The sequence below is a fragment of the Bacillus sp. BB081 genome (assembly GCF_008368895.1).
Classification (GTDB): domain Bacteria; phylum Bacillota; class Bacilli; order Bacillales; family Bacillaceae_G; genus Bacillus_A; species Bacillus_A wiedmannii.
In genome coordinates, this window is record NZ_QOZX01000056.1 from 1 (window position 1) to 11,304 (window position 11,304).

Below are 11,304 nucleotides of genomic sequence, written 5' to 3' on the forward strand. Positions count from 1 at the left end.
TGTAACCATGTCTACGAAGTATTTCTCCCAGCCGTAATGATTTAATATAGATAATACCCCCGCTCTATCTTTATGAGTCATAATGACATTTTTATCGGCAAACTTTAATAGCTCTTCCACTTTTTCAAATGGTTTTATATCTTCTATCATAATGCGACTCTCTAATACATCAATTTCACTTAATTGTTTTTTAGATATTTTATAATAATCAATTGCGTGAGAAAATGAAACCTTTAACTTTGTATAGATTTCCTCTTCACTTATTTCCTTCCCTAAAACTTGAGAAAGAATTTTTGTATAAACTGGATACGTATCAAATAACGTCCCATCAAAATCCCATAAAATATTCATTCTGTTCACCTTTCTATTTTCTAATCATTATATAACTAAGTTCGCTCTCTTCTGTGGTGTTTCACTTTCTAAATAATAATCCTCTGCTTTCCAATACCTATTTTCAAACTTTGAAAGGTTTTTCTGCGTTTCTTCACTCTCACGTAGAAACCGTGTCTCTCTTGGACAATCTAAATACACCATATAATGAAAGAAATCTCTCCATTCTTTTCTCTGTAGAAAAACACCTTCTATTACAATTACGCCTACTATGGGGATCTGTACTTTTTTCATCTCACTTGAGTCTGTCTCATTATTATAGAACGGTAATTTCAGTTTTGTTTCATTTTGTAACTTCTGAAAAAACTTCTGCCGAAGCGACTCAATATCCCATTGCAAATAATAATACTCATACCATTCTTCATAGCCAGTATGATATCGTTTATTACGCTCTACTATATGATCATCAATATGAAAAATATGAAACGGAATGCTTTCTTGTTTCATATTTTCCTTTAAGTTTGTTACAAATGTTGTCTTTCCCGATCGACTTAAACCATCTATACCTAAAATGAATCTATTTTCTTTATGCTTCTTCATAACATTTATAAGCTCATTTGTACGCATTACTTCTTCCACTCTTCTTTTAATAAAGAATATAAAATCGTATCATGAGCAACTTCATTTTGAATCATATGTTTTCGAAGTAATCCTTCTTTTTGAAACCCTGCTTTACTTAATAATTTTTGAGAAGCTTTATTTTCTACATATACAACAGCTGCAATTCTTATAAGTTGTAACGTTTCAAACCCGTAATCTAAAATCGCCTGTAACGCTTCCGTTGCATACCCTTGTCCCCAATATGTATCGTCTAGTTCATAACCAATTTCAGCTCGCTTATGATGCTTGTTTATTAAATGAAATCCGCACGTTCCGATTAATTGGCCCGTACCCTTTTTCTCAATTCCCCAGCGAAATACAGTTCCTTCTTCATAACGATTTTTAAACGTTTGAATCGTTGTTTTCGCTTGCTCAATATTTTCGAAAGAATCCATTCCAAAATAACGTATAACAGATTCTTTTGAAAAATAACGGAACATCGTTTCTGCATCTAACAGTGTTAGTTCTCTTAATTGTAAACGTTCTGTTTCTAGTTTCGGAAACCCCATCTCTTTTTCTCCTTCTATTCTAATGAACTGCAAATTTCAATATAATTCCCATCTGGATCGGCAATGTATGCAATTGTTTGTCCCCATGGTTTCACAATTGGTTCAACTAAGATTTTAATACCTTGCTCTCTAAATTGTTCGATTGTTTCTTGTACATGATCAACAACGAATCCCAATTCAAAATGAGAAGATTGTAACTCACCTTCTGTAAGTGGTAGTCCTGTTAATTCTTTCACATCTTGCCTTGTGTTCATCGCTAAAATTGTAGAACCAGTATTAAATTCAATATATGTACCATGCTCTGCTTTTATAGGTAACTGTAAAATATCTTTATAAAATCTTAAACATTCTTCAAACTTTTCTACATATAAAATGATGTACTTCATTTTTAAATTCATTTTACATCCTCCTTTATATCCATCCCTAAAATTTCGACAAAAGTCTCTTAAAAACCTTGTTTCTTATAGTAATGAGCACAAAAAAATGAGGCCGATTTCTCGGCCCCCCAACTTATTGGCATAAAACAGGAGATTTGGTTTGGACATAACCAGTTCGTACTCTTATTATATTTTATTTTTTCTGAATTTTAAATACTTTAAACACCCATTTATATTGAGAAAGTTTTTTTGCTTGCATAAAATTAAAGAGTTTAAGAAATGCTACAAATGGAGGTGTATACATATGGAACCAATGCTATGTCCAAGCTGTAAAACGAACCGTACTCGCTTTAATATTCTTGAGCAACAAGTAAAACCAGTCAAATTAAATCCACAAACTGGTCAAGTAGAAGAAGAATACACAAATGAAACGATAAATGCTTTTCATATGTCCTATCAAGGACCAACATACAGAGTCCAATGCGCTGTATGCGGACTTGTTGAAAATCCAGAACAATTTATTAAACCTGCACAAAATCAATCTTTCTAATAATGTCTTTACTATCCCTTGTAGAAATAGATTTCTCTATAAGGGATTTTCCTTTTAATACGGTAATTAAAAGCGTATCTCTTCCTTATTATATGTTAAACTTCACATTCTTTTGTTAATGTTCATAAAAGGGTAATTAATCAAACAATGTTAATATATAGGATTATTAATATTTTTAACTGGTGGTTATTATTGAGAATCATTTCTTGTTCATTTATGATTTTTTTTAGTTTAATAACTTTTTGTTAACTGGTAGTTCTACACCGTAATTATATAGTTTTTATTATGTAAAAAAGAGTGAACAAATTACATTTATATAGAGACAAAAGAAGTTGATTCCGACATTTCCTCTCATCAACTTCTTTTATACTCTACTCTTTATTATAATATTTCACTTTTTAATTTCTTGATTTTCCAAGTGAGTCTTATAAAGAAGTACATCCACATACAACCTGAAAGACCTGTTATAACTTTCGCCCAAATTGGCACTCTTGATTCCATCGGACTTATAAATTGATTATACATTGATGGTAATATAGCTGCTAACATAATAACAAAGAATACTAATAACTCATTTAGTTTTTGTATCCTCGTCTCCTTTTCTGAGTAAATATCAGGCAATTCATTTACCTCTTCTACTTCTTTACAAAAATAATTCCATCTTGCGAAACTTGTTACGCGTTTCCAACCTGACATTTCGTATATTTCGAAATACTCTTGTTGTTGTTCTTTCGAATCTCTATAAACCAATCTAAAATCAGCTTTGTATATTACATCTTTTGGCTCCGTTTTCTGAAACGTATACATTAAATTATATTTTTGTAATGCCCAACCTTGCTGATGCATCTTTCGTAAAAAAGCTTCTTCTTTTTCTAAATTCCATGCTGTAAAAAATTTGAATACCCTTTTCGTCTCCACCTTCTAATCACTCCCCTAATATACTATTTCCATTTCTTACCGATCTCTGCAACCTGTTATGCTCTAGCTCTAATACTTCTCTACCAAGTGGCGTTAACTCATAACATTTCTTTCTATCTGTAGAGGCGACTTCAACTATTAACTTCTCTTTTAGTAACTTCGTCGTATTCCCGTACAAAGTTCCAGGACCGAGCTTTACTTCTCCATTTGTCATCTCTTCTACCATTTGCATAATTCCGTAACCATGCATCGGCTTCACAAGTGACAACAATATGTAATATGTCGCCTCTGTTAACGGAATATATTTTTTCGCTTTCGTATTCATTATAACCACCTCCGATACATCGTTATTCGATATATCAACTAACGATACATCGTATATCGATATTGTATAATCATATTCCAAAATATGCAAGGTAATTTAATAACTTAATATCTATTTCTTTAAATTAAAAAATAATATCAATTTTCTGAATAATTTGTTAAAATATAGAAATATCCGTTTATATTTTGAAAGGAATGATACATATGATAAATAAATTGAAAGAAAACATAGGATTGGTTTTTGTAGGTAAAGAAAATGTTATTGATCTATTACTCGTTTCATTGCTTGCTGATGGACATGTACTGCTTGAGGATGTGCCTGGTACGGGGAAAACGTTACTTGCGAAAACACTTTCTAAAAGTATTGGTGGTAATTTTTCTCGTGTCCAATTTACACCTGATGTACTTCCGAGTGATGTAACAGGTATTGAATATTTCAATCCGAAAACGAGTGAATTCGAATTAAGACTTGGACCAGTTATGACCAATATTTTGCTTGCGGATGAAATTAACCGCGCTATGCCTAGAACACAGTCTAGTTTATTAGAATCGATGGAAGAACGACAAGTAACGCTTGAAAAGCAATCTACTCCTCTTCCGAAACCGTTCTTTGTTATTGCGACGCAAAATCCAATTGAATCACAAGGAACGTTTCCTCTACCAGATGCACAGCTTGATCGTTTTTTAATGACAATTTCAATTGGTTATCCATCTCCAGAAGATGAACTACAAATGATGCGACGTTTTCGTAGCGATGTACCACTAGAAAGTGTCACATCTGTTATTTCTTTAGATGATATTTTAGAAGCACAGAAACGAGTAAAAGAAATTTTCGTATCAGAACCGTTAGAACATTATATTATTAAACTTGCTCACGCTACAAGAAATCATGATTACATCGCTAATGGTGTAAGCCCGCGTGCCACATTAGCTTTAGTGCGTGCAGTTCAAGCACTAGCCTTTTTACGCGACAGAGAATATTGCACGCCAGAAGATATACAATTTTTAGTTCCTTCTGTTTGGAATCACCGTATCGTCTTATCAATGGAAGGCGCATTACGTACGACAAAAAATGAAATTATGCAAAGGATTTTAAAAGAAGTTGACGTACCAGTTGAGATTGAACAAACATGAATGGACAGCGTGTTGTAACTGTACCTTTATTTTTCCAACTCCATATTATTCAACTAACTGTCCCAGGCGCTATACTATTTACATTTTTCATGCCACAACGAATCATTATGTTTCTCTTTTTCTTCTATTATTTATTTGCGATTTTCATTTATAAATATGTCGCTTACATAGAGAAAACATTTGAAGTCGTAAATGAGAAACAAACTACTCGGCTTTTTCCTAATGAATCCGGGCAGTTTTTTATTCATTTAAAAAATGGAGCAAATATACCGCTCGTTAACGGTGTTTGTTATTTTCATTTAAATCCGTCACTACTACCACAAAAAGATCAAGGAATTGAACAAATATCAAAAACACTATTCTCTTTCCCGTTTTCACAACCTGCTCATTCGGCGCAAAAGTGGGATTTAACATTAACCGCAACGAAACGTGGTGTGTTTCAAATTGAACAGTTCGAATGTGTCTTGAAAGATCCTTTTCATCTTTTAACTGTACATTTGCCCATTTTTGATAAATTGAGGACTGAAATTATTGTGTACCCTTCTCCTAAAGAAGTAGCAGGCTTACAAGAACTACAGCAACTTTTAACCGGATCTTATCGAACGAATTTTTCTTTTTACAATGATGAAACATCTATTATCGGTGTTAAACGATATGAACGTGAGTCTTTCCGTTCTATTCATTGGAAAGCATCTGCTAAAATGCAAGAGTTACAGGCGAAGCAATATGAACCTGTAAAAAATTATAGTTGGACGATTTGTCTTTCATTAGCTGCTGATCGCGGGTTTGGTTGGAAAGATAATATAGAAGACCTTATTTCATTTGCAACATACATTTGTCAATACGCAACGAAGCATCAAATACCGTTTGAACTATTTATTAGTGTATTAACTGAAGGTGGTCCTCTGCACTTACCATTAAACGAAGGGCAAACACATTACGGAATATCTTTAGAGGAATTAGCGCGTATTTCAGATGATAGTACGTTACTTCCGAAACAAGGATTTCTTCATTATGTAACGAGAAAAAGAGAACGATCGTCTACAATGATATACATTGGTTTACAGAGAAATGAACTCCCTCTTCTCTCTCAGCCTACGTTTCTCATTAATAACGAAGGGATGGTGGAAAAGCTTGAAAACTTGGCTTTATCACGTTAATGACTTTATTCTGCTGCTCCTCCTTTCGTTATTAACAGAAAGGGATGAACTAGTTGCTATTGCTATATTTTTAGCAATAGGCTATATTGGAGTATTTCTTATCCATAAACTAATGAAGAAAAAAACAACAGGTTTTGTCATACTGTTAATTACTCAAATAATCGGTTGTTCTCTCTTTCTCTCTTTCTCTCTATTTGGCACAATAATGTTACCGCTTTTCTTCTTTATCGTACATGTAATCGGACCAGGATATCCAGTTCAAAAATCATTAGGCGGTATTGTTTGGTTTAGTATTTCAGCCGTATTTTATGCGCCCTTTCCACCTTTGTGGAAACTGTTACTGTTAGTTATACACATAATGATTACATTTTGGTTAACCGGGGCAAATCGTAATCAGCAGTTATTACGTTTCGCTTCTCTTATTACGATTGGAATAATTAGTGCTTTCCTCATTCCTATTTTCCCATACATTCGGCTTCTTTTTTCTTATGCCGTACAAGTAGTTGCTTTAGGATTTGGATACGCCATTAATCCGTTATTTTCGGCAGCTGAATCAAAAGAAACAGACGATTTTTGGTCGAATAAAGGAAATTTAAAAGATCCTCAAATTAAGGATGAATTTGGACATCGTTCTTTTGATCCAACCCTTATAAATAGTATTACAATATTAGTTTGTACAGTCATCGCTATTTACGTCGTTTGGAAAATAATAAAAAAACGAAAACAATTAAATTTACCAAATATCTCTGCCTTCGAATCTACTATTATCACTGATAAAGAAGGAATGAGTTTAAAACATTTTAAACGAAACAAACCGCCACATAATGAAATTCGAAAAGAAATTTTTAAACTGGAGAGTAAATTAACTCCTCCTTTAAATAGAAAACGAGGAGAAACTGTTGAAGCATGGTTAGAAAGAATAAATAGTGAAGAAGATGTAAATATTCAGAGTCATATTATTGTAAATGCTTATAATACAGTACGTTATTCAAATAGTGAGGATATGATGCTACTTCAGGAATTTAAGGAAGAGATTCATAAGCTTTATTTGTATCAGAAGAATTTGAAGAAAAGAAAGAAATAACATAACAAAAAAAGACTCCTATTTTCATAGGAGTCTTTTTATACTTCTACGTTACTTTTTAAATTGAAGCATTTTTCCCTGCTTCAATTTCTAACGACTCTTCATGCCACCAAAGTGTTTCTTCAGGGTCTTCTTTTGCAATCTGGTGTGCTTCTTTTTTCGATTCTACTGTAGGATATGAACCTTTTAGTGCACGTCCTGAAGTCGTAACGAATAATACACTAAATACGACTAATCCAATAATACTTACACCTGCTAAATAAAATGCCGGTGCAAGCGGGTTACCGGTTGCATGAACTAAGTATGAACATACGAGCGGTGTTGTTCCACCGAATATCGATACAGAAATATTAAATGAGATCGAAAGCGCTCGATAACGTACATCGGTGAAAAATAGTGATGGTAATAATGAAGGTAATGTTCCTTCATATACACTTAGGAAGAATCCTAATACGAAAATACCTGCAAATATAGCTGCGATATGTCCGTTACCTATTAGTAAAAATGCTGGAATTGCAAATACTGTTAAACCAAGTAAACCAATTTGCACGACGCGTTTATTACCAATTTTATCACTTAATTTACCGAAATAAAGTGCTAGCGGAATCATAAGTGCCATCGTAATAGAAATAATTAATAAGCCAGTTGTTTCTTTGACTTTAAGTACTTGAGTTAGATAAGAAGGAATATACGAAAGAATCATATAATTCGTAATATTAAAGAAGGCGACAATTACTGTGCTTAATAAGAAGTCTTTTTTGTGATATTTTAATATATCCATAAATGAAAATTGTTCGTTGTCTTCAGATTCCTCTTGTGCTTTTTCCATCTCTTCAAAGATGGGAGATTCATCTAAATGACGGCGTAAATATAAACCGACCAAACCAATTGGTGCAGCTATTAAGAAAGGAATACGCCAGCCCCAGCTGAGCATTTGCTCATCTGTTAACAATAACGTCAAAATGGTAACAATTACCGATGCAGCAATGTAACCTGAGAGTGTTCCAATTTCAAGACCACTACCGAGTATACCACGCTTTTTATCTGGAGAAGATTCTGCGATATAAACCATTGCTCCTGAATATTCGCCGCCTGTAGAGAAGCCTTGAATCATTCGGGCAACTAAAAGTAGTATTGGTGCCCATACACCAATTTGTTCATAGGTTGGTAGTAATGCGATGAATAATGTAGAAAGTGCCATTAAAATAATAGTAGTACTTAACACGATTTTTCGGCCGTACTTATCTCCTATTCTACCAAAGAATACACCTCCGATTGGTCGAACGAGAAAGGCCACTGCAAAAGTAGCAAATGTAAGTACAAGTTGCAATCCACTATTATCAACACCTGAGAAGAATAATTGACTTAAGATAACCGCTAAATACGCGTATAATCCGAAGTCAAACCACTCCATTGCATTCCCTATACCAGTAGCAACTACTGCTTTCCTGGCTTGTTTAGGATTGACAATATTAACGTCTTGAGGTTCAAAATTTAAATCATTATTTTGTTGCATATAATAAAACAGCTCCTTTTTTAATTTAACTTCTTTAAGCACACCTTCTCTTATTGAATAAAATTAATTCGAAGCACTTAAGGAAAAGCAACGTCTCCTTGTCTGTTATTATTATTTCACATAATTAAATATTTGTCCAATTAAATGCTCTTTTTGTATAAATTTACACCCTATTTAACTTTTTATAAAATGCAGTTTAAGCTATATAATATATACCTTTACACTACAAATGAACCTTTCATTTATTTATATTTATAACGCTTCTATAATTGCTTCCTCTAACTTAGAAACCAGTAACTTTTACTAAAGATTTGCATATATTTAAAAAGTGAACTCATTAGCTCGAATTCTGTTTTATTACATTCAACTATAATATTATTATAGTTTTAAAGGAGGCTATTTTATGTTGGAAATAATACTTTCACTTACTACTGTTTCTTTTCTCTTAATTATTTCTGGATTTTTCATTACCTTAAAACAATATAAAGAAATTAAAAATATAAAGACTATATTAACTACAAAAAAAGAAAATGAGAAAACTCCATCCGAAAACTCCATCCCTCTGCAATTAGACCTTAGCGTTCTCAATAATTTACTCGCTTCTGGAATAAATAAAGGTTCTAATACAAGTAAAGAAAATTGTGAGTCTGATAAAACTAAATGATTGTTATGCTTATAACAAAAAGAAAATGTATCTCCTCTTTTATCTAATCTTATTAACAACTATCTCTGATTAAAAAGGAGACTGCTTATGTGTAAAAATCCAATTTCTATTATTATCCCCATACAACATAAAATAAAAAATTTACCTGAAATTTTGAAAGCATGCGAACAACTACAGCCTTTAGAAATTATCCTTACTATTGACGGATATATCCAGGATTCAATTGAGAGTGCAGATTCCTACAATTGTGAAATTATTACACTAGAAGAACCGATAGAACCTACTAATTGTTATGTAATTGGCGCAAAAAAAGCAAAGGGGCAGTACCTCTTATTTTTAGATGAAAATTACATGGTTCCCCCCTCCTTACTCATACAATTTCTTCAACCATTACTAAATGGATCTGCTGACGTCGTATTAAATAATTTAGATGATTTTTTTCATCAAAAAAAACAGCCAAATTTAGCAATGATTTGGCAGCAAGTTACGAATCATTTTTTTCATCGTCCAGATTTAAATGTTAACTCCTTATTATTTCCTCCCTATGCAATGACAAAAGAAGTACTTGAGGTAATTACTTCAGATAGTTTATCAAATCCAATATTGGCACAAATGAAAATTATTGAACATAAATTTCGGATTTGCGATCAATTAAAGATTTCTATCCCTCAAGTTCCCTCTTTCCCTTCAACTCAACTCATTCATTATCATCTTGCAGCCATTGCAAATTGGATCAATCTAGTGCGAGATCAAAGAGGAAACTATACCGATTGTAATCGAAATCGTGATATTATTTTAGGGCTTCAAAACGGTGAACCAAAATACATCCCAAAAATAATTACAGGTAAAGAGTTTTATTCAAATACTTATGGAGATAAGCAATTATCAGTTATTATCCCTGTTCAAAATGAAGAAAAAACGATAGAATCTGTCATTTTTGAGGTAAAGAAATTAAAACCTTTTGAAATTATCGTTATTGTTAATGGATCAACAGATAAAACAGAGGCATTGGCGAAGGGTTGCGGTGCAACAGTTATAAGTTACGAAGAAGCACTTGGAAATGATACGGGACGTGCTGTCGGTGCCTTTTTTGCAAAAGGTGAAATACTATTATTTGTAGATGGAGATTTCTTAATTTCTAGTTATGATTTATTACCATTTGTACAATCTATTCAAAATGGCACGGACTTAGCTTTAAATAAACTAGAGTACTATTATATGTATCGTCTACCGTATTCTATCGTCACCGCATGTAAATATACTATCAACTTAGCATGTAATCGGAAAGATTTAGGTATGGGATCCACAATTGCTGTCCCTCATGCTTTTAGTCGAAAATGCATTCATACAATTGGGTTTGATTCACTTCTTTCACCTACCTTAAGTCAAGTTAAAACAATTTTAGCAGGCTTTCATGTACAAAATGTCCATTCTGTCGACGTTGATAAATTGAATCGTGTTCGACCTGAAAAACACTTCTCTGAAGAAAGTTCCCTTTCATTAGCAACACAACAAATCATTGGCGATCATATAGAAGCAATTTCTTACCTCATCGAACAAAAAAGAGGTAAAGAGTGCTTTTAATTATACATCCTACCTACTAAATAATATATTATCTCATTTTTAATATATGACAGAATAAAAAAGATGGGTTGTAACCATCTTTTTTATTTTTACATTAGATCAAAAGAAAAGTAGCAGGCAGGCTTTTCATTTCTGTATCTTTCTTAAGAAGTTTGAAAAGAGAGGCTTGTTAATGAAGAGTCAACACTTAAATCATCTTTTAGTGCAATTGAGAAACATGCAACTAATGGTAAAGTAATAACAATTGATCCACTAGGACTAATTACAATTGTAGGACTTGTCCCACATGTGCCCCCACAATCCACTTCTGCATCAATTCCACTACCAGGGGTAATTGTAATTTTAAGACACACATCTAAACAAACATTATTCGTAGTACATGCCATAACTCTCCCTCCTTTCTCTTAACAATATATGCAGTTTATCGAATTTAGACACGACTCTCCTACTAAATTTTATAAATTAGCTGCTATTTTCTTATCAGTTTTATATAT

General features: G+C 32.8%; 14 protein-coding genes. 6 read left to right on the forward strand and 8 right to left on the reverse strand.

Going from position 1 to position 11,304, the window contains the following annotated elements:
• From DN394_RS21870 to DN394_RS21885, 4 genes are all read right to left on the reverse strand, one after another.
• Nucleotides 1-351 (reverse strand): HAD hydrolase-like protein (locus DN394_RS21870; RefSeq protein ID WP_149294232.1); only part of this gene is annotated, 351 nt, incomplete at its 3' end.
• Nucleotides 352-378: 27 nt separating this feature from the next.
• Nucleotides 379-957 (reverse strand): kinase, encoded by a 579-nt coding sequence (locus tag DN394_RS21875; protein WP_098705394.1) that lies wholly within the window; start codon nt 955-957, stop codon nt 379-381.
• Nucleotides 957-1,499 carry a GNAT family N-acetyltransferase gene (locus tag DN394_RS21880; protein ID WP_098705393.1) on the reverse strand — a complete coding sequence of 181 codons (543 nt, stop codon included), beginning with the start codon at nt 1,497-1,499 and terminating at the stop codon, nt 957-959. Before DN394_RS21880 ends, DN394_RS21875 begins: the two co-directional genes overlap by 1 nt.
• A gap of 14 nt (nt 1,500-1,513) precedes the next feature.
• A complete protein-coding gene (locus DN394_RS21885; protein ID WP_001049855.1) occupies nt 1,514-1,897 on the reverse strand; it encodes a VOC family protein in 384 nt (127 codons plus the stop codon).
• A gap of 283 nt (nt 1,898-2,180) precedes the next feature.
• On the opposite strand from DN394_RS21885, the gene DN394_RS21890 reads away from it, so the two are divergent.
• A complete protein-coding gene (locus tag DN394_RS21890; protein WP_097916693.1) occupies nt 2,181-2,426 on the forward strand; it encodes a DNA alkylation repair protein in 246 nt (81 codons plus the stop codon).
• Nucleotides 2,427-2,807: 381 nt separating this feature from the next.
• Here DN394_RS21890 and DN394_RS21895 read toward each other — a convergent pair whose 3' ends face one another.
• Both DN394_RS21895 and DN394_RS21900 read right to left on the reverse strand, forming a co-directional pair.
• On the reverse strand, nt 2,808-3,344 hold the full coding sequence (locus DN394_RS21895; RefSeq protein WP_000448683.1) for a DUF2812 domain-containing protein: 537 nt from the start codon (nt 3,342-3,344) through the stop codon (nt 2,808-2,810).
• A 7-nt stretch (nt 3,345-3,351) separates the two neighbouring features.
• Nucleotides 3,352-3,669 carry a PadR family transcriptional regulator gene (locus tag DN394_RS21900; RefSeq protein ID WP_098705392.1) on the reverse strand — a complete coding sequence of 106 codons (318 nt, stop codon included), beginning with the start codon at nt 3,667-3,669 and terminating at the stop codon, nt 3,352-3,354.
• Between the two features lie 203 nt (nt 3,670-3,872).
• On the opposite strand from DN394_RS21900, the gene DN394_RS21905 reads away from it, so the two are divergent.
• The 3 genes from DN394_RS21905 to DN394_RS21915 are packed head-to-tail and all read left to right on the forward strand — an operon-like array spanning nt 3,873 to nt 7,046.
• Entirely contained in the window at nt 3,873-4,802 is a 930-nt protein-coding gene (locus DN394_RS21905; RefSeq protein ID WP_098953457.1) for an AAA family ATPase, read from the forward strand.
• The gene (locus tag DN394_RS21910) at nt 4,799-5,962 is read left to right on the forward strand and encodes a DUF58 domain-containing protein (protein WP_098705390.1); all 1,164 of its coding nucleotides are present in this window, start codon (nt 4,799-4,801) and stop codon (nt 5,960-5,962) included. Before DN394_RS21905 ends, DN394_RS21910 begins: the two co-directional genes overlap by 4 nt.
• On the forward strand, nt 5,937-7,046 hold the full coding sequence (locus DN394_RS21915; RefSeq protein WP_149294233.1) for a DUF4018 domain-containing protein: 1,110 nt from the start codon (nt 5,937-5,939) through the stop codon (nt 7,044-7,046). Before DN394_RS21910 ends, DN394_RS21915 begins: the two co-directional genes overlap by 26 nt.
• A gap of 58 nt (nt 7,047-7,104) precedes the next feature.
• On the opposite strand, the gene DN394_RS21920 is transcribed toward DN394_RS21915, so the two are convergent.
• Complete coding sequence (locus DN394_RS21920; protein WP_001186936.1) at nt 7,105-8,562, reverse strand: MFS transporter; 1,458 nt, start codon at nt 8,560-8,562, stop codon at nt 7,105-7,107.
• Between the two features lie 403 nt (nt 8,563-8,965).
• Here DN394_RS21920 and DN394_RS21925 point away from each other — a divergent pair, with 403 nt between their 5' ends.
• Nucleotides 8,966-9,226 carry a hypothetical protein gene (locus DN394_RS21925; RefSeq protein ID WP_000889750.1) on the forward strand — a complete coding sequence of 87 codons (261 nt, stop codon included), beginning with the start codon at nt 8,966-8,968 and terminating at the stop codon, nt 9,224-9,226.
• 87 nt (nt 9,227-9,313) lie between these two features.
• The gene (locus DN394_RS21930; protein ID WP_098705388.1) at nt 9,314-10,810 is read left to right on the forward strand and encodes a glycosyltransferase; all 1,497 of its coding nucleotides are present in this window, start codon (nt 9,314-9,316) and stop codon (nt 10,808-10,810) included.
• Between the two features lie 143 nt (nt 10,811-10,953).
• On the opposite strand, the gene DN394_RS21935 is transcribed toward DN394_RS21930, so the two are convergent.
• Entirely contained in the window at nt 10,954-11,196 is a 243-nt protein-coding gene (locus tag DN394_RS21935) for a hypothetical protein (RefSeq protein ID WP_000752472.1), read from the reverse strand.
• Nucleotides 11,197-11,304: the final 108 nt, after the last annotated feature.